General features: G+C 57.5%; 33 protein-coding genes. 30 read left to right on the top strand and 3 right to left on the bottom strand.

The window, feature by feature from the left end:
* The first annotated feature begins 89 nt into the window (after positions 1-89).
* From nifE to fdxB, 6 genes are read left to right on the top strand one after another with little or no spacing between them, the layout of a single operon-like run.
* Complete coding sequence (gene nifE / locus QA645_RS39010; RefSeq protein ID WP_283046339.1) at positions 90-1748, top strand: nitrogenase iron-molybdenum cofactor biosynthesis protein NifE; 1659 nt, start codon at positions 90-92, stop codon at positions 1746-1748.
* A gap of 22 nt (positions 1749-1770) precedes the next feature.
* Positions 1771-3153 carry a nitrogenase iron-molybdenum cofactor biosynthesis protein NifN gene (gene nifN, locus QA645_RS39005; protein ID WP_283046338.1) on the top strand — a complete coding sequence of 461 codons (1383 nt, stop codon included), beginning with the start codon at positions 1771-1773 and terminating at the stop codon, positions 3151-3153.
* A 23-nt stretch (positions 3154-3176) separates the two neighbouring features.
* Positions 3177-3572 (top strand): nitrogen fixation protein NifX, encoded by a 396-nt coding sequence (nifX, locus tag QA645_RS39000; RefSeq protein ID WP_283046337.1) that lies wholly within the window; start codon positions 3177-3179, stop codon positions 3570-3572.
* A 12-nt stretch (positions 3573-3584) separates the two neighbouring features.
* Positions 3585-4055, top strand: coding sequence for a NifX-associated nitrogen fixation protein (locus QA645_RS38995; protein WP_061846416.1), 471 nt, complete (start codon positions 3585-3587; stop codon positions 4053-4055).
* A gap of 8 nt (positions 4056-4063) precedes the next feature.
* On the top strand, positions 4064-4264 hold the full coding sequence (locus tag QA645_RS38990) for a CCE_0567 family metalloprotein (RefSeq protein ID WP_061846417.1): 201 nt from the start codon (positions 4064-4066) through the stop codon (positions 4262-4264).
* A 10-nt stretch (positions 4265-4274) separates the two neighbouring features.
* The gene (fdxB, locus tag QA645_RS38985; protein WP_283046336.1) at positions 4275-4559 is read left to right on the top strand and encodes a ferredoxin III, nif-specific; all 285 of its coding nucleotides are present in this window, start codon (positions 4275-4277) and stop codon (positions 4557-4559) included.
* 228 nt (positions 4560-4787) lie between these two features.
* Here fdxB and QA645_RS38980 read toward each other — a convergent pair whose 3' ends face one another.
* Together QA645_RS38980 and QA645_RS38975 are read right to left on the bottom strand one after the other, a co-directional pair.
* Positions 4788-5102: a hypothetical protein gene (locus QA645_RS38980; protein ID WP_063690387.1), complete on the bottom strand. Its 315-nt coding sequence runs from the start codon at positions 5100-5102 to the stop codon at positions 4788-4790.
* Between the two features lie 435 nt (positions 5103-5537).
* The gene (locus QA645_RS38975) at positions 5538-6128 is read right to left on the bottom strand and encodes a hypothetical protein (RefSeq protein ID WP_283046335.1); all 591 of its coding nucleotides are present in this window, start codon (positions 6126-6128) and stop codon (positions 5538-5540) included.
* Positions 6129-6442: 314 nt separating this feature from the next.
* Between QA645_RS38975 and QA645_RS38970 the strand changes: the two genes are divergently transcribed.
* The 16 genes from QA645_RS38970 to QA645_RS38895 all read left to right on the top strand — a co-directional run bounded on the left by QA645_RS38970 (position 6443) and on the right by QA645_RS38895 (position 15408).
* Positions 6443-6763, top strand: coding sequence for an iron-sulfur cluster assembly accessory protein (locus QA645_RS38970; protein ID WP_061846421.1), 321 nt, complete (start codon positions 6443-6445; stop codon positions 6761-6763).
* A 36-nt stretch (positions 6764-6799) separates the two neighbouring features.
* Positions 6800-7093, top strand: a complete 294-nt coding sequence (locus tag QA645_RS38965) for a NifU family protein (protein WP_061846422.1) — start codon at positions 6800-6802, stop codon at positions 7091-7093.
* Between the two features lie 12 nt (positions 7094-7105).
* The gene (gene nifS / locus QA645_RS38960; RefSeq protein ID WP_283046334.1) at positions 7106-8329 is read left to right on the top strand and encodes a cysteine desulfurase NifS; all 1224 of its coding nucleotides are present in this window, start codon (positions 7106-7108) and stop codon (positions 8327-8329) included.
* Complete coding sequence (gene nifT / locus QA645_RS38955; protein WP_061846424.1) at positions 8301-8525, top strand: putative nitrogen fixation protein NifT; 225 nt, start codon at positions 8301-8303, stop codon at positions 8523-8525. The genes nifS and nifT overlap by 29 nt, the downstream gene beginning before the upstream one ends.
* Positions 8522-9388 carry an SIR2 family protein gene (locus tag QA645_RS38950; RefSeq protein ID WP_283046333.1) on the top strand — a complete coding sequence of 289 codons (867 nt, stop codon included), beginning with the start codon at positions 8522-8524 and terminating at the stop codon, positions 9386-9388. The genes nifT and QA645_RS38950 overlap by 4 nt, the downstream gene beginning before the upstream one ends.
* A 317-nt stretch (positions 9389-9705) precedes the next feature.
* Positions 9706-11262, top strand: coding sequence for a nitrogenase cofactor biosynthesis protein NifB (gene nifB / locus QA645_RS38945; RefSeq protein ID WP_283046332.1), 1557 nt, complete (start codon positions 9706-9708; stop codon positions 11260-11262).
* 13 nt (positions 11263-11275) lie between these two features.
* On the top strand, positions 11276-11500 hold the full coding sequence (locus QA645_RS38940) for a 4Fe-4S binding protein (protein WP_283046331.1): 225 nt from the start codon (positions 11276-11278) through the stop codon (positions 11498-11500).
* A gap of 14 nt (positions 11501-11514) precedes the next feature.
* On the top strand, positions 11515-11820 hold the full coding sequence (locus QA645_RS38935) for a hypothetical protein (RefSeq protein ID WP_283046330.1): 306 nt from the start codon (positions 11515-11517) through the stop codon (positions 11818-11820).
* 19 nt (positions 11821-11839) lie between these two features.
* A complete protein-coding gene (locus QA645_RS38930) occupies positions 11840-12373 on the top strand; it encodes a hypothetical protein (protein WP_283046329.1) in 534 nt (177 codons plus the stop codon).
* Positions 12363-13136, top strand: coding sequence for a 4Fe4S-binding leucine-rich repeat protein (locus tag QA645_RS38925; protein WP_283046328.1), 774 nt, complete (start codon positions 12363-12365; stop codon positions 13134-13136). The genes QA645_RS38930 and QA645_RS38925 overlap by 11 nt, the downstream gene beginning before the upstream one ends.
* On the top strand, positions 13133-13492 hold the full coding sequence (locus tag QA645_RS38920; protein ID WP_283046327.1) for a nitrogen fixation protein NifZ: 360 nt from the start codon (positions 13133-13135) through the stop codon (positions 13490-13492). The genes QA645_RS38925 and QA645_RS38920 overlap by 4 nt, the downstream gene beginning before the upstream one ends.
* The gene (locus tag QA645_RS38915) at positions 13470-13682 is read left to right on the top strand and encodes a nitrogen fixation protein NifZ (protein ID WP_283053520.1); all 213 of its coding nucleotides are present in this window, start codon (positions 13470-13472) and stop codon (positions 13680-13682) included. Before QA645_RS38920 ends, QA645_RS38915 begins: the two co-directional genes overlap by 23 nt.
* Positions 13683-13698: 16 nt before the next feature.
* Complete coding sequence (locus tag QA645_RS38910; protein ID WP_283046326.1) at positions 13699-14052, top strand: hypothetical protein; 354 nt, start codon at positions 13699-13701, stop codon at positions 14050-14052.
* Positions 14053-14609: 557 nt separating this feature from the next.
* The gene (locus QA645_RS38905; protein ID WP_283046325.1) at positions 14610-14867 is read left to right on the top strand and encodes a BolA/IbaG family iron-sulfur metabolism protein; all 258 of its coding nucleotides are present in this window, start codon (positions 14610-14612) and stop codon (positions 14865-14867) included.
* Positions 14864-15061 carry a hypothetical protein gene (locus tag QA645_RS38900; RefSeq protein WP_283046324.1) on the top strand — a complete coding sequence of 66 codons (198 nt, stop codon included), beginning with the start codon at positions 14864-14866 and terminating at the stop codon, positions 15059-15061. The genes QA645_RS38905 and QA645_RS38900 overlap by 4 nt, the downstream gene beginning before the upstream one ends.
* A gap of 8 nt (positions 15062-15069) precedes the next feature.
* Complete coding sequence (locus tag QA645_RS38895) at positions 15070-15408, top strand: (2Fe-2S) ferredoxin domain-containing protein (RefSeq protein ID WP_283046323.1); 339 nt, start codon at positions 15070-15072, stop codon at positions 15406-15408.
* Positions 15409-15547: 139 nt separating this feature from the next.
* On the opposite strand, the gene QA645_RS38890 is transcribed toward QA645_RS38895, so the two are convergent.
* Positions 15548-15961 (bottom strand): arsenate reductase family protein, encoded by a 414-nt coding sequence (locus QA645_RS38890; protein ID WP_283046322.1) that lies wholly within the window; start codon positions 15959-15961, stop codon positions 15548-15550.
* Positions 15962-16688: 727 nt separating this feature from the next.
* Between QA645_RS38890 and QA645_RS38885 the strand changes: the two genes are divergently transcribed.
* From QA645_RS38885 to QA645_RS38850, 8 genes are all read left to right on the top strand, one after another.
* On the top strand, positions 16689-17384 hold the full coding sequence (locus tag QA645_RS38885; RefSeq protein WP_245318589.1) for a nitrogen fixation protein NifQ: 696 nt from the start codon (positions 16689-16691) through the stop codon (positions 17382-17384).
* A gap of 5 nt (positions 17385-17389) precedes the next feature.
* On the top strand, positions 17390-17908 hold the full coding sequence (irrA, locus tag QA645_RS38880) for an iron response transcriptional regulator IrrA (RefSeq protein WP_283046321.1): 519 nt from the start codon (positions 17390-17392) through the stop codon (positions 17906-17908).
* A 114-nt stretch (positions 17909-18022) separates the two neighbouring features.
* Positions 18023-19198: a homocitrate synthase gene (gene nifV, locus QA645_RS38875; RefSeq protein ID WP_283046320.1), complete on the top strand. Its 1176-nt coding sequence runs from the start codon at positions 18023-18025 to the stop codon at positions 19196-19198.
* Positions 19199-19336: 138 nt separating this feature from the next.
* On the top strand, positions 19337-19663 hold the full coding sequence (gene nifW / locus QA645_RS38870) for a nitrogenase stabilizing/protective protein NifW (protein WP_061850882.1): 327 nt from the start codon (positions 19337-19339) through the stop codon (positions 19661-19663).
* Between the two features lie 800 nt (positions 19664-20463).
* Positions 20464-21576 carry an electron transfer flavoprotein subunit alpha/FixB family protein gene (locus QA645_RS38865; protein ID WP_283046319.1) on the top strand — a complete coding sequence of 371 codons (1113 nt, stop codon included), beginning with the start codon at positions 20464-20466 and terminating at the stop codon, positions 21574-21576.
* A 12-nt stretch (positions 21577-21588) separates the two neighbouring features.
* Complete coding sequence (locus QA645_RS38860) at positions 21589-22896, top strand: FAD-dependent oxidoreductase (protein WP_283046318.1); 1308 nt, start codon at positions 21589-21591, stop codon at positions 22894-22896.
* Between the two features lie 36 nt (positions 22897-22932).
* Positions 22933-23229 (top strand): ferredoxin family protein, encoded by a 297-nt coding sequence (locus QA645_RS38855; protein WP_283046317.1) that lies wholly within the window; start codon positions 22933-22935, stop codon positions 23227-23229.
* Positions 23230-23643: 414 nt separating this feature from the next.
* Positions 23644-23883: a hypothetical protein gene (locus QA645_RS38850; protein ID WP_283053516.1), complete on the top strand. Its 240-nt coding sequence runs from the start codon at positions 23644-23646 to the stop codon at positions 23881-23883.
* Positions 23884-23976: the final 93 nt, after the last annotated feature.

Raw genomic sequence — 23976 nt, 5'->3', positions numbered from 1 at the left:
CTCATGGCCACATGTCGTGGTCTTGAGGTGGGGCTCTGCACACCTGCTATCGATCATGTAGACAAAAACGTTTGCGGAAGGAGACTAACGTGAGTTCGCTGTCAGCCACGATTCAGGACGTCTTCAACGCGGCGGGTTGCCCTAAGAACGCCAACAAATCGGAGGCTGAGCGAAAGAAAGGCTGCACCAAGCAGCTGCAGCCAGGCGGGGCCGCCGGAGGGTGCTCCTTTGATGGCGCCAAGATTGCGCTACAGCCATTTACAGATGTCGCTCATCTGGTTCATGGCCCGATCGCGTGCGAAGGCAACTCCTGGGACAATCGCGGCTCTGCCTCGTCAGGACCTGATCTGTGGCGCACAAGCTTCACGACCGATATGAATGAGATTGATGTCGTATTCGGCGGCGAGAAGCGGCTGTACAAGGCCATCAAGGAAATCATCGAGAGGTATGATCCTCCGGCGATCTTCGTATATCAGACCTGCGTTCCGGCCATGATCGGTGACGATATTAATGCGGTCTGTAAAATTGCGGCAGCGAAATTCGGCAAGCCCGTCATTCCGGTCAATTCGCCGGGATTTGTCGGTTCGAAAAACCTTGGCAATAAGCTCGCCGGTGAAGCGCTGCTCGAGTATGTGATTGGCACGCAGGAGCCCGATTACATAACGCCCTACGATATCAATCTCATAGGTGAGTACAATTTGTCCGGCGAGCTCTGGCAGATCAAGCCGCTGCTGGACGAAATCGGCATTCGGATCCTGTCCTGCATCTCCGGCGATGGCAAATATCACGAGGCCGCCTGCTCACATCGGGCGAGAGCCGCCATGATGGTGTGCTCCAGGGCCATGATCAACGTCGCGACCAGGATGAAAGAACGTTACGGCATTCCATTTTTTGAAGGATCTTTCTACGGCATTCAAGACACCAGCGAGGCTCTGCGAAAGATCGCGCGCATGCTTATCGAGCGCGGCGCGCCGCGTCACTTAATGGAGTGCACTGAGGCTGTAGTCGCACGCGAGGAAGCAAAGGCTTGGGCTGCAATCGAGCGATTCAGGCCGCGGTTTGCCGGCAAGAAGGTACTGCTCGTCACTGGCGGCGTGAAGTCATGGTCCGTGGTTGCTGCTCTGCAGGAAGCAGGGCTCGAGATTGTCGGCACTTCTGTCAAGAAATCAACCAGCGACGACAAGCAGCGTATTCAACAACTGATGGGGCATGATGCTCACATGATCGAGGATCTTACGCCCCGTGAAATGTACAAGATGCTTAGAGAGGCTAAAGCAGACATCATGCTCTCGGGCGGCAAGTCGCAATTCGTCGCTCTAAAAGCGGCCGTGCCATGGCTCGACATAAATCAAGAGCGTTGCCACGCCTACATGGGCTATGTGGGCATCGTGAAGCTCATGGAAGAGATCGATAAGGCGCTTTACAATCCGATGTGGGATCAGCTCCGTATGCCCGCGCCGTGGGATGTCACTGAGGTGACCCGGCATGCTAAAGCGCTTGGGCCAATGGAGGTGCCTGTCGCCGGAGGCCGGCCGAATTCGGTCGGGGCCGAGAAAGCCGCGCGCGCCAAGAGAACGCACTCGTGCAGTACAGTCGATTTCAGCATCATCAACGATCGCATTCCCGCTCACGGATCCAACGCTCCCGATGCCATGGCCCATGACACCGAGGCTTCCGCGGCCTGTATGCGGCGGACCGAGGAGAACACGCCGGCCCAGCCGACGTCCGCGCTGCAGGCGGCGGAGTAGGGCCTCAACAAGGGTGCAAGCTATGGCTATCGTGACCTGTTCCGACAAGGCCTGCACGATCAACCCGCTGAAGATGAGCCAGCCGATTGGCGGCTCCTTCGCCTTCTTGGGACTGCGGGGGGCGATGCCACTCTTACACGGTCCTCAGGGCTGCACGTCTTTCGGATTAACCCTGTTTGTCCGCCATTTTAAGGAAGCGGTGCCCCTGCAGACCACCGCAATGAGCGAGGTGTCGACTGTGCTCGGTGGGTACGAGAATGTCGAACAGGCAATTCTCAATATCTACAAACGCGTCAAGCCGGAGATTATTGGCATCAATTCGACTGGCGTCACCGAGACCAAGGGCGACGACGTCGAGGCGTTCATTCGCCTTATTCGACAAAATCATCCGCATCTCAAGAAGTTTCCGCTCGTCTACGTCTCGACGCCCGATTTCAAGGACGCCTTTCAGGATGGCTGGGAAAAGACCGTGGCGCGAATGGTCGAAGTGCTTGTTGATTCCGTTGATGCGGCCGCGCCGCGCGATTCCTTGCGGGTTAATGTCCTACCTGGCTGCCACCTAACCCCCGGCGACCTAGACGAGCTACGAACGATCTTTGAAGATTTTGGGATCAGGCCGTCCTTCCTTCCGGATATTTCAGGTTCGCTCGACGGTCACATCCCCGACGAATTCACGCAGACTACGATCGGCGGAATTGGGGTCGACGAGATCGCAACTATGGGGCAGGCGGCCTGGACGATCGCTATCGGAGCGCAGATGAGGCGCGCGGCTGAGGCGATGCAGGCCAGGACTGGCGTGCCGTTCCGGCTATTCGAACGGCTCTGTGGCCTTGTTCCCAATGATGAATTCATCACTTTCTTGAGCGATATCAGCGGCAAGTCGGTGCCGAAAAGATATCGTCGGCAACGTGGCCAGCTCGCGGACGCCATGCTGGATACGCATTTCCATATCGCGGGTCGAAAGCTCGCGATTGGGGCTGAGCCGGACCTCTTGTTTGACATCTCGAGCGTGTTGTACGAGATGGGTGCGCAGGTGACTGCGGCGGTGACGACAACGGCATCCCCGGTGCTCGAACGCGTCAAGGCCAAGGAGGTTGTCATCGGCGATCTCGGAGATCTGGAGGATCTTGCCAAGGCGCGGCAGTGTGATCTGCTGATCTCTCATTCGCACGGCCGGCAGGCGGCCGCCCGGCTGGACATTCCCTTCTACCGTGCCGGCTTTCCGATATTTGATCGCCTGGGCGCAGGTCACCGGATGAGCGTGGGCTATCGCGGTACGCGCGAGCTTATCTTTGACCTCGCAAACCTCATCATTGCTGACCGCGAGGACAACCGCCAGCCCACGCCGGCAACCTGGCGGACCGTGGGCGCCGGCCTGCATGTCGTTCCGCCGCAACTGAACTAGCGCGAAAATAGGAATCAGAGCCGATGAAGGTCGCATTTGCCACGCAGGATCTAAAGCGCGTCGACGCACATTTTGGCTGGGCTAAAAACATCGCCATCTACGACGTTAGGCCCGAAGGGCACCATTTGATTGAGTCCATCCAGTTCGACGGCGATCTTAAGGAGGACGGCAATGAAGACAAGCTCACGCCGAAGATCGAGGCCATCAAAGACTGCGCGATCCTGTACGTTGCTGCGATCGGCGGCTCCGGCGCCGCGCGTGTCGTGGCAAATAATGTCCATCCGATGAAAGTGAGTAGGCCTGAAGCGATCGACGATCTCTGTATTAAGCTCGAAGGTGTATTGAAGGGCTCCCCGCCACCCTGGTTGCGCAAAGTGCTAGCCAAGGGCCAGACTCGCTCGTTTCATTTCGAGGACTGAGGGAAAACGATTATGAACGAGGCGGGTGGATTGATCCGAGCTGGCCGGGCGGAGGAGGCGCCCTTTGTGAAGGAGCTCGTCAAGATCTGGCGCGCCGAGGACGGCCACGGTGTTTGGGAGAGCAAGAGCGATCTCGAGCTGCTCGAGCCCTATATTCTCGACAGCGAGAAGCGCCGGGCCTTGCCGATTGTGGGCGATCCCGATCCGGACACGATCTGGCGATTGGAATTGTTCTTCAACGCTGTTGCGTTATCCATCGAGAAGGCCACCGGCGTGATGGTTTCGCCGATGCTGAAAATGCACCATGAAGGCTTTGGCCGCATTGTGCTGATAGGTGGTCGGCTCATTGTCGTAAACAAGCAACTGCGCGACGTGCATCGTTTCGGTTTTGACAATCTCTCAAAGCTCGCTACGGAAGGTGACAAACATGTCGACAGCGGGACCGAGATGATCCGAAAGTTTCCGGAAGTTGCGAACTACTGAGGTAATGGATGAGCAACTTAGAAGCACTGAAAGCCGAGATCAAGAAGCTCTCGGCTAAGGCCACTCAGGCAAAGATGGATCTCCACGACCTGGCCGAGGAACTGCCCGCCAACTGGACGTCAATCCTTAGTGTTGCCCAACAGGTTCACGACGCCTTCGACGAGCTCGAGCGCAAGCGCGAGGATCTCAAGGCGCAGGAACAAGCATAAGGATCGTGACATGTCATGTGCAACACGGGACGGTCGCAATTGGAAACCCGAGTATCTGATTTCAATCGATCCCAAAAGGTGCATCGGATGCGGCCGTTGCTACAAAGTGTGCGGGCGCGAGGTTATGATGCTAAAGGGCATCAACGAGGCCGGTGAGATCGTCGATCTAGAAGACGATGATGACGAGATCGAAAGGAAGGTCATGGTGCTGAAGAATGATGGAGCGTGCATCGGCTGTGGCGCCTGTGCACGGGTGTGCGCGGCTAGCTGCCAGACCCACGCTTCAGCCTCTTGAATGTAGCCCTCGCGACAGGCGAGGCGATGATAGCTTAAGATGCTTCCAAATTGGGTCAAGCGCGGTAAAGCTCCGAAACGAGTGACATTTCCTCCTCCCGCCGCAGCGGCTTGGAGAAAATCTAACGAGGGGGCGGGAGAGCGGCGCCGTTATTCCGCGGGGATTCGGTATGCAACAGGGAGCTCGGCGCTTGGGCACCGATGCAGCTTCGAGGCATCTCAGGTCACGCTACTCAATCCCCTGTTCACGGGCCTTCGTCATCGCAGCAATGCGAAACCGCTCGTGGATAGCGACGGGATTGCCGAGCACGTCGGCCTCCGCTTTGTTGAAGGCGGCGAGAACGATCTCCGCCTCCGCGCGCGTCAGCGGGACGCGGCCTGCCATGTGGGTGGCCTCTGGTACCGTGGCCAGAATCGTTCGGCGGTAAGGGTGATCCTTGACTTCGATGAGTTCGCTGGCTTCAAGCTTGCCCGCAAGCATGATTGCGAGCCCCACAACTTCGAGTTTGCGGCCGTCCTGAGTGGTCTTGATCAGTGTTGCCATTTCCATTCGGTCTCCTGCGCGGTAAACCAGATATAGGTCCGCGATCCCAGAAGTGGCGTCAAGGCACGGTCAGAGTTCAAAGCGTCGTCGTGCGTCTGACCGCGCGACAACCCTGTTGGAAGCGTGCGGTACCATGAGGTGTCTGGGGGCAGATCCACAATGGGAAGCTGCCTTGGGCCGCAGCACAGAATCGGGCAGCTTTGATGAGGCAGCAACTCGAATTCCGTCTCGTCAAACCCCAACGTACTGGCACCTCACCCATCTTCGCACTCGCTCCTCGACGCGGTAAGAGTATCGGTGTGGCGAAGCCTGGGCGTTGGCGGGCATTTGTCGTTTGTCGGGCCACTCCAGCCGTCCTCAGCGATGATTGAAAGACCCCATTCCCGTGCGAACGAGCTTGGCCGTACGAGAGCAGAAGAGATCTGACGCAAAACGCTAGACAGGACGGTTCTCGTTGCGATTCTTCACTGGCTTCATCTTCGCGAGAGCTTCCGCGTATGAGATCTCGGCATAACCGGCGTCGACATTCTTGGCGGCATCGAGCAGATAGTCGAGCTTGCCTCCAGTATCCAGCTTCTTAATGTCGTTCTTGTCGACACCGGCGAGATCCATCATCTCCTTCCAGACCGTCGATTCGTCACATGGCAGCACGTTGAATGTGATATCACCGATCTTGGTGCGATATTTCGCTAATAGGTCGATGTTGTTGCAGAAAATGAAGTAGCTACCCTTCTGGCTCAATGCGCCATCCAACACTTTTGCGACGTCGGCTAGATAAGCAAAAGAATGGAGGTAGCCGGCCAAGACCGGGATCGTTGTCTCCCCCACGTTTGCGATAGTCAATACTTGCTCGAGCGAATAGTCGGGCGGACGCTTCTCATCGGCAAGCTGAGTTTGGAACTTCAGGGCGATATCGCCGCGGAAGCCGAAGCGGCCGGGCTTGGTGGTTTCCCCCTTTAGCACCGCATTTAGTAGACGGCCTTCCCTGTCGAGCCGACCGAAAACAGTGTTGTCAATGAACGTCATGAATCCTCTCGTTTGATGTGGCCGGTGCAGATGTCGCATCGCATAAAAACGCCTTGCCCTGTATGCAAATTGTTTGCCGGCTCCCCACGTGGGCAACGAACGTTAAAAATGACAGCCCTTCGTCCTTGCCTAGGCAGACATTTCCTTCTCAACACGACACTCGCGGCAAAGCCGTCCCGAGCTGCCAAGCCTGGTGTCGGAAGTTCTACACACCTTGGGCCGCGGTCAGGCGGCAAAAGACAAGGGCTGTTAGGAGTACGATCCTTGGCATGGGACTTGCCAATATTTTACCAAATCAGCGCAGAGGGAAGGCGATGATCAATCTGACAGAAACCGCGCAAAATGCGGTGAAGAGCGCGATCTCTACAGCAGCTCGGCCAGTGAGCGGCCTGCGGATAATAGTCGAAGGGGGCGGCTGCGCCGGGTTCAAATATTCGATGGGCCTCGCGGAGGCACCGAAGCCCGACGACACTGTGATCGAGCGAGGCGGCATCAAGCTGTTTATCGACAACGACAGTCGCGAGCACCTTGCCGGGACCACGATCGATTTCGTGATGTCGCTCGAGAGCTCGGGTTTCACCTTCGACAATCCAAATGCAAAATCGAACTGCTCATGTGGAAAGTCATTTAGCTAGGGCCGATTTGCGCGGAAGACTGCAGAGAGGCGACAAATGCTCGTCGAGACTGAACAATCCAGAGAAATGAGAGCCAACGAGGATTTGGAGCGCGAGCGGATCGTCCGTGCCGTGCTCGACGAAATCCGGCCTAACCTGAAGCGTGACGGCGGAGATTGCGAGCTTATCGGGATCGAGGGCAACAAGATCATGATCAAGCTCACAGGTGCCTGCGTGTTCTGCAAGCTCGCAAATGTGACCCTCGAAGGCATTCGGGCGCGATTGATCGAACGGCTGGGCGAGTTCGTGCGCCTGATCCCGGTCGCGGGATCTGCCAGAAATGGAAACTAAGGAAGACGAAACGTGCGGCCGATCTACCTCGATAACAACGCAACCACACGCACGGATCCGTCTGTGGTAGCGGCGATGCTGCCATTTTTTTCTGAGCAGTTCGGCAATGCCTCCTCAGCGCATGAGGTGGGCAGGAAAGTCGCGGAAAGCATAAGGGCAGCTCGCAGCTGCGTGCAGACGCTGATTGGTGCTGCCTCTGATCACGAGATCGTCTTTACCTCAGGCGGTACCGAATCGGACAATACCGCGATCCTCTCGGCGCTTGCTGTGCAGGAGCACCGCGGTGAGATCGTCACCACGGCTGTGGAACATCCCGCCGTCCTCTCGCTTGCAGACGAGCTCGGACGTCGCGGCAACAAGTGTCATCTAATTCCTGTCGATCGCGCCGGCCGACTGGACATTGATGCTTATCGCCGTGCGTTGTCTCCGCGTACTGCGGTTGCTTCGGTCATGTGGGCCAATAATGAGACCGGCACGATCTTTCCGATCGAGGTCCTTGCCAAGATGGCGCGCTCCGTCGGCGCGCTGTTCCACACTGATGCGGTGCAGGCTGTTGGTCGAGTTCCAATCAACGTGAAGTCAACCGAGGTGGACATGCTGTCGCTTTCTGGTCACAAGCTTCATGGTCCAAAAGGGATTGGCGCGCTCTATGTGCGCAAAGACACAAAATTCAGGCGGCTGATCTTCGGTGGACCGCAGGAGCGTCGCCGACGCTCTGGCACTGAGAATGTGCCAGGCATCATTGGGCTGGGTAGGGCTGCGGAGCTCGCTGCGGTGGATCTCGGACGGGAGCGGATGGAAATTGCCGCGATGCGCGATCGATTGGAGCATGGAATCCGTGATCTCGGCAACTGCGTGGTGCTTGGCGACCAGGAGAACCGGCTGCCAAACACATCAAACATTGCCTTTGAACATATGGAAGGTGAAGCCATCACTCATCATTTGAACCGCGCCGGCGTTGCCGTGTCGCTGGGATCAGCCTGCAGCGCCGGCTCTATGGAGCCATCGCATGTGCTGCGCGCGATGAACGTACCGTCGGCCCGATTGCGCGGCGCGATCCGCTTCTCACTGTCTCGCGAGACTACCAGCGAGGAGGTCGATCATGTCGTTGTTGCGCTCCGGAAGATCATTATGAAACTGAGAGAAGCATCTTCTGGGCTAGCTGGAGCGCGCAAGAAGTCAACTCTCGATGCAATGAGTCCATTGGATGAAAGTAATTATTCGTCGTTCTCCTGAAATTGGTCTTTCGATTTACGTGCCCAAGAAGGATCTTGAAGAGCCGATTGTTGAATCCGAGTACGAGACGCTCTGGGGCGGCTGGATCAGAATCGCTAATGGCTGGGTGCTCGATCTACCGCAGATGAGGAGCGACACAACTTTGCCGATTACGGTCAACGCAAAGAAGCGTGGCGGGGACCGGGAGGAAGAATGAATCGTCCCGATCCATGCAGCGAGTTCGTTCATCTCCCGGCTGCCGAGGCCGTGCTCCGCAAGGTTAGCAAGGGGCTTCGTGGCGGCAATGTTGTTCCCTATCTCGGGACCGGCTTAGCGGAGTTGTCGAACACGGGTGTGCCGATGAACCCGGAGGACCTAGCGGCATTCTTCGCCGCCAAGGTGGCCTTGCCAAGGCGCGCGCGAGGGAACGCCTGGGCGTCCGCGCAGTACATCGAAAACACAAGGCACCGCACCGCGCTGACAGCGATGATGGCGGACGCTTTTTGCAAGCCCGTCGAGCCAACGCAGCTTCACCGACTTCTTTCAATGCTGCCGCTGCCGCTTATCGTCGACAGCTGGTACGATGGCGCGATGAGAAATGCCCTGGCTGGGCATAGCAATTGGGGCGAGATTCAAGGAATCAGCCGCGCCGGTCTCAGGGAGCATCGCTGGTATCGCTTCTATGATGCCGCGGGCGCCGAAGTCGATTCCGCTTCGGCAAGAAACTGGAGAATCATCCTCTACAAGCCGCACGGCAGCGTCGCTCCGGCCAAGAATTTTCTGGTGTCCGATGCCGACTATGTTGAGGTGCTAACCGAAATCGACATACAGACGCCGATTCCTAAGGAGGTGATCGTTCGCCGTACCGGCCGCAGCTTCCTATTTCTTGGCTGCCGCTTCAATGACCAGCTTCTGCGGACCTATGCGCGGCAGGTTTCGAAGCGATCATCCGATGTACACTACGCAGTTATCGAGCCTGACACGGTCTCCAAGAATGAATGCCGTTTCCTGCTCGAGCAGGGCGTGACGCCACTCGCAATTCCGCTAACCCATGCTGTGGAGATCCTCTCGGCCAATTAGCGGGCGCATCGCGCAATCATTCTTTCCAGCAGTTCGCAAGGAAGCGCCCTGCATCGCAACCACGCGGCGAGGCATCCTTTCACGGAAAATATAAGCGAATGAGGGCGATGGCTCAGTCAACGTTTACGCTCGCGCCGGCCGCAAGTCGTGTTCGCCACAAAGCATGTCTGCTTTCCAGCATACCTTTGCAACACTCTCTCCATGTTTCTTATAACTAATTGAATACGTTCGTGAAAATCTCCTGCTTTGCCATGGCACACCGGTTGCTAAGACCTGGATACGTCAAGCCGTTCAGGCCGGAAGGGAGAACTGGGCATATGGATGCTCCAACGCAACAGGAAGCATCGAGCATCGGTAACGAGATCGGCGAGATCACGCAATTGAATGCGGTGCAAATGCGCTGCGGCAGGAATAGCGGAGGCGGCACGACTGGTTGCGGTTCGCCTGCGGGCCGTGGCGATATACCAGCCGAGACATGGGAGAAGGTAAAAAACCACCCATGCTACAGTGAACAAGCGCATCATCACTACGCGCGCATGCATGTCGGGGTCGCGCCAGCCTGCAATATCCAGTGCAATTACTGCAACCGCAAATATGATTGTACCAATGAATCGCGCCCCGGCGTGGTGAGCGAGAGGCTGACACCCGAGCAGGCCGCTAGGAAAGTGATGGCGGTTGCTTCTACCGTCCCGCAGATGACCGTGGTCGGCATCGCCGGTCCTGGCGACCCGCTCGCCAACCCCGAAAAGACCTTCAAGACGTTTGAGCTCATCCGTGAAGTAGCGCCCGATCTCAAGCTGTGTATGTCAACGAACGGTCTAGCGTTGCCCGATCACATCGACACCATTAAAAAACTAAATGTCGACCACGTCACAATTACGATCAACATGGTCGACCCCGAAATCGGCGCAAAGATCTATCCCTGGATTTTCTACAAGCACAAACGCTACACCGGCATCCAAGCTGCAAAAATCCTCAACGATCGACAGCTCCAGGGAGTGGAGATGCTCGCTAAGCTCGGCATCCTCTGCAAAATCAACTCAGTCATGATCCCCGGGATAAATGATCAGCACCTCATCGAGGTCAACAAGGCCGTGAAATGGCGCGGCGCCTTCCTGCACAACATCGTGCCGTTGATTTCCTCGCCCGAACACGGAACCGTGTTCGGCCTGCGTGGCCAGCGTGGCCCGACCCCAGGGGAACTGAAGGCGCTACATGATAGCTGCGAGGGTGACATGCACATGATGCGCCATTGCCGCCAGTGCCGGGCCGACGCGGTCGGCCTTCTCGGGGAAGACCGCAGGGCGGAGTTCACAACCGAGAAGATTATGCAGATGGATGTCAAATATGATGTCGAGAGCCGCAAGATCTATCAGTCCAATATCGAGGAGGAGCGCTCCGCCAAGACCATTGCCGAGCGCGCAGATCTTACGAAATGCGCAGATGACGATAGCGACATTAAGGTGCTGGTGGCAGTCGCGACGAAGGGTTCAGGTCTGATCAACGAGCACTTTGGTCATGCCAAGGAATTCCAAGTCTATGAGCTCTCCACAAGCGGCGTCAAATTCGTTGGCCATCGCCCCGTCGATGTGTACTGCCAGGGCGGCTATGCCGAGGAAAGAAACCTCGGGACCATAATCCGCAGCATCAACGATTGCCACGCGGTATTCATCGCCAAGATCGGCGGCTGTCCCAGGGCCGAATTGATCGGGGCTGGCGTCGAGCCGGTCGATCTATACGCTTATGAGCCAATCGATAAGTCGACGAGCGCTTGGTTCGAAGCCTATCTCGATCGGGTCAACAGCGGCGCGATCAAACATATAGAGCTCGGCGATCCAGCGATCTGCCGAAGCACGCTGATCTCCGCGGCGTGAAATGGGAGAAATAATGCCATTCAAGATCATCGCATCGCAGTGCACGGGCTGCTCCGCATGCGAATCAGAATGTCCGAACGTCGCGATCACAGAGAAGGGCGGGACGTTTGTGATTGATCCTAAAAAATGTACCGAATGCATCGGCCATTTCGATGAGCCGCAATGCGTGGCCGTCTGTCCAGTCGATAACACTTGTGTCATCGATACTTCGTTTGCGCGCTTCCAGGTGCGCGCATGAGCAGGAGACAGGATATGAAGCGCAGGATTGTTAAAGCTGTACGTGCCATCCGCAAAATTCTCCAGTCCGACGGCCTCGCCTGCTGCGACTCCTGCCTTGCGATTAGCCCTGGCGGATGTTCCGGGCTTGCTTGTCAAATGAGCTTGTTCCAAAAGCCGCGGATCTTTGACCCTGAGGCCGGGCGCGAACACGTCAGACCCCTCAAACGCAGGATCGGACGGCTGCCGCTGCACGGCGGTGCGACGGTCGATCCCGATAAGCTGAAGCGGACTTGGTCGCTATTACCACAGCGCAAGAAAGTCTCCAGCACGGGCGATTGATTGGAAGAGGCTGCCAGCGATGCCAGATGCTCCGTTCAGCCCACAATCCGAAATCAATGAGGCGCTCCTCACCAGCACCTTGCTCGGACATGGGTTGCCTAGCGAAGCTGAGCATCACCTGTGGGAGGCCAGCCTTTTCTATCACATCGACGACATTGCCGAAAGCCACTTGCGCCAAGCGGAGGCGCTCGCGCCAGGGCACGCGGCAGTGCTGATAGGCCTCTTTCGCTTTTATTTCTACAAGGCGCGACTTGGCGAGGCGCTGCAGGTTGCTCAGCGCTGCATAACTAAGGCGGCTGAGGTGAATAGTTTTTCGTCCGACTGGCGCCTTGTGCGAGCCAGTGACGCGGAGTTCGGCCGGTATGAAAGCATTCTGCCGCGCTTCTTCTTATTTTCGCTGAAAGGATATGCATATTTGCAAATACGCCTCGGTCAGATCGAGGAGGGGCGGACGGCTGTTCAAAAGCTTCTTGAGCTCGATCCCAGCGATAAGATTGGAGCCAAGGTTCTCCTGCATGTGCTTAAACGCATGGGGCAATACGATGAGTGGTGACATCGACGAGGCCCGAAATTGGCAGGACGACCCGATTGATTGTACGCGCTGCGCGCATGTCGATCTGAAGACCTCCGGCCGCTGTCAACCAAAACAGGCTTGTATCAACGACCGCCATGCTCAACGGATTGATCGTTTCTTCGACTCGAATCCAGAGCTTGCGGACAGCTACCTCGCTCACCCGTATTTTGAGGTGCGCGCGATAGCGGCGAAATTCGCCAGCCTCTTTCTTTTGCCGCCATTACTCGCCGATGAGGATGGAACTGTGCGATCAAGCGCTGTCCGTCGCCTACCCGGACGCGACGTCCTGCATTTGCAGAATGATCCCTGTGATGAAGTCAGGATGAGGGTCGCAACTCGGCTCGAAGGAGACGAGCTGCTGCTGATGGCTCCGGATAAATACTATTACGTCCGCCTTGTGGTAGCGCGGCGGATCGCGCCATCGCTGCTCGGCGGATTGATCCACGATGAGGAAGCCGAGGTCCGCCGTGTGGTAGCACGGCGTATTCCAGAAGATTGGTTGCTTCGCATGGTCGATGACCGTGACGCGTCGGTGCGGTTGACGATAGCCCAGCGGCTGTCTCCGCAGTTATTGTCGCTTCTGCGCCACGACCAAGACTGGCGTATCAGGCACGAGGTGGCGAGCCGGATCGCACCGTCTGAGCTCATAGGCCTTATCGATGACCCATACAGCCTAGTGCGGGACGTCGCGCGCTCGCGGCTTGCAGTCGAGGCAGAACGAGGACCGCGGGCATCAGCATGAGCAGTGGGGTTCCTAATAACGACCTCGTCGAGCTGACCAGCGCGCCCGCTTTCGACTTCGGCGAGAAGGTGCGGGCCAATCGCACCATCCGCAATGACGGCACATATGCCGGTAGAGAAATCGGCGACATCTTGGCCAAGAAGGGCGAGGTCGGCTACGTCGTATCGATCGGCACCTTCCTGCAGAAGTTCTACATCTACGGAGTCGAATTCATCGAAAGCGGCAACCGAGTCGGCATGAAGCGTGAGGAGCTCGATCGAATCGCGACGGGCGGCGGAAGGCCTGCTGTTGCGCAAGAGCTAAGCACAATGATCGAGGCCGAACCGCCAGAATATCAGCGGGGGCCAGCGCGTTAAGGCGAAGTTCGATCTAGTTAATGACGGGCCATTTTCAAATGCTCCAGCCGAAGGCGTCCTGGTCAGGCTTGGCACAATGGGCGAGATCGCCCGAGTTCGCCGGCACACTGAGGCGAACCTGCCGATCTATCTTGTCGAGTTCGGTAAAAAAAATTGGTCGTCGGCTGCTTCGAAAGAGAAATCGGCCTGATCGAGGAAGAGGGCGCATGACCGTCGGCTTAGGCATAAATTCAGCGAGACCGGCGCACCCTAATGAGGTTGATCGCAGGCGAATCGAGCGCGCGCTGAAGTCTAGACATCGCTACCGGTATGTTTCAGCAAGTATCACAGCAGTTGGCGGCGGCTACTTGGTCGAAAGCCCATGCTGCTCTCGCAACATCGACATCCAAGGAGGCCTCATTGAGGTGGCCCTGCTGCACCACGACAGCGCAAGCGCGTGCTGGAAGGTGTTCCGAAAGGATCATAGACAATGCGTCTGGAAGCTACACTCGACGCACCGGCGCTTAGCAGCGGTTACCGATCTCTTGAATGCCGATCCAGAACGTGTCTTCTGGCAATAAGGAGCCGATCGATGGCTTTGGGGGCAGGTAAAATCGCGAAGATCGAGCAGGAACTCGCGTCATTCGATGACGTATCTCAAGTCTTTGCGACAGAGATACCCGCATCTGGCTTGGATCCGCTGCGACTCGTCCCACCTACCGAAACACCCTTTTGTAGCATTAGGCAATTCGACCTGCATTTACTCGATTGCGCGGATCTTTGTGTGTGGATCACGGATGATCCGAAGTGTGCGGCCGGCATCGCCCTGGCCAAAAAGGTGACCCCGGCTCACGCTTAGCTGTCGTAGAGGCCGACGAAGAGTTGGGTTCAACGGGCTCGGATGATTAACTCCGTTCTCATGACCCTGGCCGAAATCGCGGCAGTCGATCGCGTGTTGCGCTCAGAACTGCTCTCCAACGGCACTCTCGTAACCATTCAAGGCGGCATTCGCCGCCTATCTCGGGCTCAAGTATGCCGTCGCGCTACTCAGCGGGACTATTGGCCTCGTCGTCGGGTGGCAGTGGTATAGTTGGTTTAGAGTTTGCATGGAGCCGTGCGAGAGCAGGAGCGAACGACCATGGTGATGGCTGGACCGGCGATCGAGGCTTTGATCCGCGAAGCGTTTCCGGACGCGGAAGTGATTGTGACCGAGCTCGCAGGCACCGGGCGCCATTGTGGGGCACGAATCTTGTCGCAGGCCTTTGCCGGCAAAAGTCGCATCGAACAGCATCAGATGATCTATGAGGCGCTAAAGGGCAAGATAACCGACACGGTCCAGGCGCTCGTGCTCGAAACAGCCGTTCCAAAGAGCTACTTGCAAGGAAAGACTCAATGAGCGACCTAACCGAAATATGCACTAAGCACGTCAGTGCTGGAGACGACATCACAGCGATTTCGAACTGGCCAATGATCCTGCCGCTCTACGTTGACACAGGAATCCTCGGCGACTGCAAGATTTCTCTCAAGATGTCCAGAGACGGGCAGCTCACCAGTTCTGACGATGGCGAAATCACGGTAACACCAGTATGAGCAGCAATATGAACGAGCTTGAAATCCCACAGCTCTACCGGCATCACGTTTTTGCCTGTCACACTGAGCGCCCCGCCGACCATCCACATGGCAGCTGCGGGGCGGCGGGCGGTGGACCATTGTGGGAGCGGCTCGGCAAAGCGATTGAGGCGAGAGGCCTCACCGATGTCGGCTTCACTGCAGCTGGGTGTCTCGGCTTCTGCAGCTCCGGGCCGCTGATGGTCGTCTATCCTGATGGTGTCTGGTATCGTCCGCGCACCCCGGAAGACATTGATGAGATTGTTGACTCCCATCTGAAGAATGGCAACCGCGTCGACCGCCTTGTTATCGTGCTCAGGCGAAGTTAGCACTCCCGCCTCGAGCGGTATGAAGACAGACGCCGCTGCGTTGGCGCGGGGAGCGGACCCCTCTCCTCGCACCTCAGCGGCGGCGACGGCTTGTTGTGACCGATGCCGCGCATGGTTCCGATGCCTAGAAATGCTGCTTTCATTCGGACTTACAAGACGGCAACGCCGCTGTGCGCGTGCAGCCCTGAAGCTTCCGACTCGGGCTTGCGCCTAGGAGCGACAGTACCGGCTCGCGGTCAAATCCGGCACATTTCCGACTAATCGCGTCTATCAGGGGACGCCTGATCAGCAGCCGGTCCTCAAGCATCAAGGCGATCGCGTCCATTGCGTTAATCGCCGCCGGGTCAATCGCACCCGATGTCACCCGCGGCGCGACGGGATTGAACCATGACGGAATCGGCGAGCCACCAAAGAAAGGAAGCAGAGTTGGCGCGGTCCAGAGCTCGGTCATCAAGTTCTTCGCAATGACCTGATGGCCCGCTGACTCCAGCGCGCGAATCTGGCGCGCGTTCGTGCCGTAACCGGGCTTCTCCCAAAACAGAACGGTAGCCATGTCAAAATTCCTATCCCGTTGCTCCGAGCTGGATCACTGGCGCCGTTGTCCATCCTTTTGCGGACGCGTCGAGCGTTTGGAGGATCACCGCAGTGGTGTGCACCGGACCGCGATCATCTCGTCGTGTTTGTCTAGGCGATCAAAATGCAGATGCCTTCGAAATCCGGTAAATTGACCGATTGCGGAGTCCGCCCCTCTTCAGTAGCGCCAAGCGGCACGATATCGGGCTGAGCGAGTTGGTGGCGCTAAACCTGGCTTGAGATGCCAACTGCAATGCAGCGCGCGAGTCATCTTGTGCTCAGCGTCGACGAGAAGCACCGGCGGTCAACTGCGTTGGTTGCCTCGAGACCGATCTGCAAGTCGCGAATTTACTCAATGGTCGCTTGGCAAGCAATTTTTGTTCCGCACAGTTTATGGTTAGATTCGCTTCAGAATTCCACCTTCGCAACGGACTTTGTCCAGCTTCTAACAGGAGCGCTATTAACGGGATCGATGTCGGTCGGCGGCGCCTGGCCGCCGTGAACCTCAACGGTCGTTTGAGCGCGATCAAGCACCTAACGCACGCGCGCGAATGGCACGCCAGTTGCTAATTGGATGCTGCAGCATCGACTGAGGGCCGGGCATACCGGCGCCTCTGCCGAGACCTCGCGAGCAAGGCCGGCGTCGAAACTGAGAGCCTGACGCGATGGAGTTATTTGTGATTGTCGAAGATAGGCCAATCGATGCGATGTCAACTCCGTCAGGCGGCTTCCCCGCGGACAGACGACAGGCCGGAATTGAACTCTACAATCTCCTAACTGGCTGCGATCCGGCAGACGCCGACGTAACAGATGACCGAGGGTTTGACCGGCATGTACTTGCCTCCGTCCTTTGTGCCGCTGTGATGGATGGCGGGCCGCTCCCCGAGCGAGCGGGCCTGACCGCGGAGGACCTCAACGAACTGCTAGCGCAATGTTTCTCATCGGCGCCCGTGCGCACTGTCGTTTCGATGGACAATGCCGGCTCGGCCAGCGACGAGGAGATTATGGTGCGCGATCTTCTGCTTGCACAGCGGTCGACGGAAGGCGAGATCAGCCGCTGGTTGGCAGCCATGATCGCACGGCGAGCGATGGAGCCGAATCATTTGTGGGAAGATCTCGGATTGCGCGAGAGGCCCGAGTTATCGCGCCTATTGGCGCGCCATTTTGCGCCGTTGGCGGCGCAAAATACCAACAACATGCGTTGGAAGCGCTTCTTCTATCGCAGATTGTGCGAGGAGGATGGTTTGGTCATGTGCACGACGCCCGTGTGTACGCAATGCAATGATTTCAATCACTGTTTCGGTGAGGAGGTCGGCGAGAGCCGGATGGCTCAGCGCCGCCGCGACTATCTGCGCGGAGTCGAAGTCACATCAGAGCCGCCAGCAATTCGCAAGGCCGAGTGAAGATTATGGACGGGCGCTCCGCCAACAAAGTCGCAGGAGCCCGGGAGACTGCACAGCCTGAACTCGCGCCGCTGCATTGGACCGGATATTCGGCGAAGTCGTGTATCCGCCGACTGCGTGAGGCGGGCATGCGGCCGACGCGCCGGCGTGTACTGCTGGCTCAGTTGCTCTTCGCAAGGGGCCCCCGCCACGTCACCGCCGAAATGCTCTTCAACGAGGCGATCGAAGCCCATATCGAGGTCGCGCTTGCGACCGTATACAACACGCTAAGCCAGTTCACGCAAGCTGGCTTGTTGCGCCGAATCATGCCCAACCGCTCAAGATCGTTTTTTGATACCGACGCCCGCATTCATCCGCATTTCTATCTCGTCGGCGAAGACACCTTGATCGATATCCCCGAAAAGCGTCTGTTCGAGCAGATGCCGGAGGCCTTACCGGGCTATGAGATTTCCCGGCTCGACATCATCGTCCACATCCGCCGTACGCGCCCCGACAATCTGACAGTCGGGCTCCCTACATTGTAGCATGTGCGACCGACCAGTTGCTGCCCATAATGACCTCAATTTCAGGAGTTCTCCGTCATCAATTCCGCTGGCACAGCCGTTGCTCACGATTCAGCGGGGAGGCGTTATCCGCGCATGACCTTTCAAACGACTGTATCTGGCAGGTTGCAGACAAGACGGATTGTCCTAAATGACACCACATTGCGCGACGGTGAGCAGGCTCCTGGCGTGGCCTTCACTACAGCGGAAAAAGTATCCATTGCACGTGTCCTGGCAAAGGCCGGAATCACCGAGATTGAGGCGGGCACGCCGGCGATGGGTCATGAGGAAGTCAGCGCGATCCGTGCAATTGTCGAAGCCGGCTTAGCCGCGACGATCATCGGCTGGTGCAGGCTGAAAAAATCAGATGTCGATGCGGCAATCGATTCCGGCGTCTCCATGGTGAATGTCTCGGTCCCATCCTCTGACCTGCAACTAGCTGCCAAGCTCGGCATCGGTCGAGGCGCCGTGCTCGAGCAGTTGAAGAGGGTCGGGGGCTACGCTCGCGACAGGGGACTCGATGTCGCAGTCGGAGGCGAAGACTCCTCGCGGGCAGATGTCGACTTTCTGGTCGAGCTAATCGCTGTGGCAAAAACTGCCGGCGCCCGGCGCTTTCGGGTCGCCGATACGCTCAGCGTGCTCGATCCCGATGCGAGCTTTGCGTTGGTATCGGAGCTGTGTGCAAACACCGATCTCGAGCTCGAATTCCACGGCCATGACGACCTGGGCCTCGCGACGGCTAACACGCTCGCCGCAATCAAGGCCGGCGCAACGCATGCCTCAGTCACCGTGATCGGCCTCGGCGAGCGTGCTGGCAATGCGCCGCTAGAAGAGGTCGCTGTCGCGCTCAAGCAGCTGTATGGATGTGATACAGGCGTCGTGCTGTCGGAGCTCGAGAATGTTGCGGCCCTCGTCGCAGGGGCCGCCGCACGCACTATTCCACTCAACAAGGCGATCGTCGGCGCGCATGTCTTTACCCACGAATCCGGCATCCATGTCGATGGTCTGCGGAAGGATCGGCGCAGCTATCAGGCGCTCGATCCTCAACTGCTCGGTCGCTCAAACCGCTTTGTGATCGGTAAACACTCAGGGCTCTCTGCGATCACGGCGTTGCTGTCCGAATTGCAGCTTTCAGTCAGCGACGAGGAAAGCAGAGCGATCCTTGCGCGTATCCGAAAGCATGCCGTCGAGCACAAGGGCGGGGTTGCGCCCGAGACCGTGATGACAATCTGGCGCGAGGTCCACGATCGCTCGCTGCTCGACGGAATGTAGGGCCGGCATGTCCCGAATAGCCGCCATCTCAGTCCTTGAACGGGTGGTTAAGCCAGCACGCCTGGGTCTTGGCGTCTTTATGACGCGCATTCTGGGCATACCTAGCATCGCGCAATGCTGGATTTGCGGAGAAAAATTATGCCTAGCGGAATTCTGTTTCGATTGAGCAAGGCCGCTGCGGCCGAAGAGTTTTTTGAATTGCTGGGTGTCAAGTACGATCCTAAGATCATCAATGTGGCGCGGCTGCACATCCTGCGGCGCATGGGGCAGTATCTCGCAGCTGAAGACTTGACTGCTGCAACTGACGCGGAGGTCGCAGAACGGTGTAAAGCCGTGCTGGAACGGGCCTACGCCGACTTCGTGGCTTCCTCTCCAATCGACCAACGCGTTTTCAAAGTTCTTAAGGAAGCTGTCGCTCCACGGCCGAAGAAAGCGCCCTTCGTGCAACTGGACAGGCTAAAGTGACGGCATCACCTCACTTGCTTGCGTTCGCTGCTTCTTCCGCGTCGTCTCGGGAGGGCTGCGGAGGCGGGAACCACGATTTACTCGAAGGCTTTTGTGGTTGCGTTTGCGACGTCATGCTAACATTCCCAATGCCTTTCGAAAAAAGATACCCTTTGAAATAGGGCCACTCGACCGCAACGATACCTGATTTTCGGCTCCTTCTGACACAGCCTCTCTCAGTTCGTCCGACCGACCTTGCAGCCGTGGCTTGGTAGACTTCGACAGTCGCGAGCTGAATGGCCCTGGGCACCAACCAGTCAATATCGCTGTGTCTTGGTTAAAAGTGGCCCTGTTCGATTTCCGACGGGTGGTCCCCGTATCTTTGTCGGGCCTCCGGCCCCCCTCGGACGAAGGGCACGCCGCGGGCTTCATACGCCCTGTCTTTATACCGCAATTCGACTGCGTACCCAGTTGGTACGACCCTTGCTGTATCGCAGCAAAGCCTTGGAGAAGCGCATGCACATCGTAGTCTGCACTAAACAAGTTCCTGTTTCCGCGCAGATGCGAGTGCACCCTGTGAACAAGATCGTCGTGCCACAGGCGGGAAGGCCCAACGTGCAAGGACCGTTTGCACGTCGCTCGGCGTCTTTGCCGAACGCCTATTTGGGCCTCGGTCACACAGCAAGACTTTTCTAATCGAAGTTCGGCAAGCAACCCGGCCGCGGCGCTTATTAGAGGGGTGATCCTCGCTGGCCAGACGAACTCGAAAGCTGATCTCGCGGCGTCGGCGCGTGGCTAGTATAGCAAGGAAAACCGATACCATGAGCACCACCTCCAAAAGCCGCGCTCCGGCCGCAGCTTCTGGCCGCGCCGCGACCAAGAAGGAGTTGCCTGAGCGCTTTAAGGCCTACAAGCACGTCTGGGTCTTCATAGAGCAGGAACGCGGTATTGTGCACCCCGTATCGTGGGAGCTCATGGGGGCCGGCCGTAGGCTTGCGGACAAGCTCAAGGTGGATCTCGCGGCAGTTATCATCGGACCAGAAGGCGAGGCGACACAGCAGGCGGTTGCCGAGTCTTTCTGTTATGACGCTGACCTCGTTTACATCGTTTCCAATAATCTTTTGGCCGACTATCGCAACGAATCATACACGAAGGCTCTGACCGACCTCGTCAACGGCTATAAGCCGGAGATCCTGCTGTTGGGCGCCACTACGCTCGGCCGGGATCTCGCAGGCTCCGTCGCAACCACGCTGCTCACGGGGCTAACTGCGGATTGCACCGAGCTCGACGTCGACGCCGACGGATCGCTCGCTGCGACGCGCCCCACCTTCGGCGGCTCTTTACTGTGCACAATCTATACGCTGAACTTCCGTCCGCAGATGGCAACTGTCCGCCCGCGTGTGATGCCGATGCCAAACCGCATCGCGCGCCCGGTCGGTCGCATCATCACGCACTCACTCGGTCTGGTCGAACACGACATCGTCACAAAAGTTCTCGATTTCCTGCCCGACCGCAACTCAGCAAAATCCAACCTGGCTTATGCCGACGCCGTCGTCGCGGGCGGCCTCGGGCTCGGATCAGCCGAGAATTTTCAGCTGGTACACCAACTGGCGAGCGCGCTTGGTGCCGAATATGGCAGTTCGCGGCCGCTGGTGCAGAAGGGCTGGGTCACCTCCGATCGCCAGATCGGCCAGACGGGCAAGACGATCCGACCAAAGCTCTATATCGCTGCCGGCATTTCGGGAGCGATCCAGCACCGAGTTGGTGTCGAGGGGGCCGATCTTATCGTCGCTATCAACACTGATAAGAACGCGCCAATCTTCGACTTCGCTCATATAGGCATCATTACCGATGCCATTCACTTCTTACCGCCGCTCATCGCTGCCTTCCGCGAGCGGCTGTCGCCGCATGCCCGCGATCGGATAGCAGGTTAAAGGAGTACGACCATGATTGAGGAAAGATTCGATGCCATCGTGGTTGGCGCAGGCATGGCCGGCAATGCGGCCGCGCTCACCATGGCCGAGGGCGGCATGAAGGTGCTGCAGCTCGAACGCGGTGAGTATTCGGGCTCGAAGAATGTGCAGGGCGCGATCCTCTATGCCGACATGCTCGAGAAGCTGGTCCCTGATTTCCGTGAGGATGCTCCGCTTGAGCGACACTTGGTCGAGCAGCGCTTCTGGATGATGGACGATCGCTCGCACACCGGCTTGCACTACCGATCCGAAGATTTTAACGAGGAGAAGCCGAACCGTTACACCATCATCCGAGCCCAATTCGACAAGTGGTTTTCGCAAAAGGTTCGCGAAGCCGGGGCCACGGTATTATGCGAGACCACGGTCACCGACCTCGTACGAGACGACTCAGGCAAGGTCATCGGCGTGAAGACCGATCGCCGCGATGGGGAGATCCACGGTGATATCGTCGTGTTGGCGGAGGGCGTGAACGGCATGCTCGGTACGCGGGCTGGCCTGCGTGAGCGGCCAAAGCCCGAGAAGGTCGCGCTTGCAGTTAAGGAAATGCACTTCCTGCCGCGCGAGACCATTGAAGCGCGTTTCAATCTCAGGGGTGACGAAGGGGTAGTGATTGAGGCCGTAGGCACCATTTCTCGCGGCATGACGGGCATGGGCTTCATCTACGCCAACAAGGAATGCATCTCGCTGGGTATCGGCTGCCTGGTCGCCGATTTCCAGCGCACCGGCGAGACGCCTTATGGCCTGCTCGATCGTTTCAAGCGTCATCCTTCGGTCGCCCCACTGATAGAAGGCTCTGAGGTGAAGGAATACTCCGCGCATCTAATCCCGGAGGGAGGCTTCAAGGCGATACCCCAACTCTACGGCAAGGGCTGGGTGGTGATCGGCGACGCCGCTCAGCTTAACAACACAATTCATCGTGAAGGATCAAACCTCGCGATGACTTCGGGTCGAATTGCGGCGGAAGCGATTCTTAAGATCAAGTCGAGGGCCCAACCGATGATCCCGCAGAACCTAGCGCTGTATAAGAAGATGCTCGATGAATCTTTCGTGATCAAGGATCTAAGGAAGTACAAGGATATGCCGGCGCTGATGCACACTCGCTCGCAAAACTTCTTCCTGACCTATCCGCAGCTTGTTTCCAAGGCTATGCAGAATTTTGTGCGGGTCGATGGCACGCCTAAGATCGACAAGGAAAAGCTCACACTCAAGTCGTTCACAAACGCGCGCTCACGGAGCGGCCTGTTTGGTGACGCCTTTCGCCTCGTGCGCGCATGGCGGTGAATGGAAGAACTGGATGTCAAAAACGGGGACCTAACTATGCCGATCGAGCTATTCACGCGTGTCGAGGACAAGCTATTCAACAACCGTTATCTCGTCGATACCGGCCGCCCCCATATCAAGGTGCGCCCTCATGCCAAACCATCGCCGCAGCTTTTGTCGATGCTGAAGGCTTGCCCGGCGCGATGCTATGAGCTCAGCGAAGATGGCCAAGTTGAGGCCACCGTCGATGGCTGCATCGAATGCGGTACTTGCCGAATAATTTGCGAGGAGAGCGGCGACATTGAATGGAGCTATCCTCGAGGCGGTTACGGCGTGCTTTTCAAGTTCGGCTAAGGCAAATTGAGAGGTTTCGAGGAAATTCGAGATTTTCCATATCAAGATCCGATCGAACCCCCGAGGGGTCCGTGAAACTGTCCGAAGAATAAGCGTGATCGGGCTTTCGGGCGAACAGTAAACCTCCGGCATATAATCGGAGCAGACCTATTTCGATCGCCGCAGGATTTCGATGAGGACCGAAGATCGTGAAGGTTCAGTCTGTCGCTTGGCATTACGAGCTAGCTTCACCAATGTTTGAGAGCGCATGACGATGGTTCGTCAGTGCATGACGTTGGGAGTGCTGCTTGACCATCCGCCGCCGACCGCACGAACAGCAATTTGACGCGAAAACATGTGCTGCGAAAGCACGTCAGGGTCTCTCGCCAATCAGCGCATTGGCACGATTGAAGCACGGACAAACGCGTGAAGACGATGATGAGCGAGGATTTTGCAGCCATGCGCACTCACCGCAACCGCATACATCGATATCGCCGTTTACTGAAAGCCAAGCCAAATGGGCCCGAGCGCCAATATCTCGAGCGACGTTTGCGGGAGGAGCGTTGTGCTTTCGATGCCTTGGTGGCCTGTAGCTTACCGCTAGTTTTCGAAATTCCGCATGTGGCTGACCGAGAGACGTCTGTTTCAGCGGCGACGGAGGGCGCTATCCTGTGACCAAAGTTGCCAAGACCGCGGCCGCCTCAATACCATTCTCTTCTCCGGCGACGATTGTAATTTGTCGACATTCGTACGCTGTAATGTCCACAA

Origin of the sequence: Bradyrhizobium sp. CIAT3101 (assembly GCF_029714945.1) — a bacterium.
Classification (GTDB): domain Bacteria; phylum Pseudomonadota; class Alphaproteobacteria; order Rhizobiales; family Xanthobacteraceae; genus Bradyrhizobium.
The sequence above is the reverse complement of the archived record's forward strand: the minus strand, read 5'-3'. Positions and strand labels throughout refer to the sequence as shown.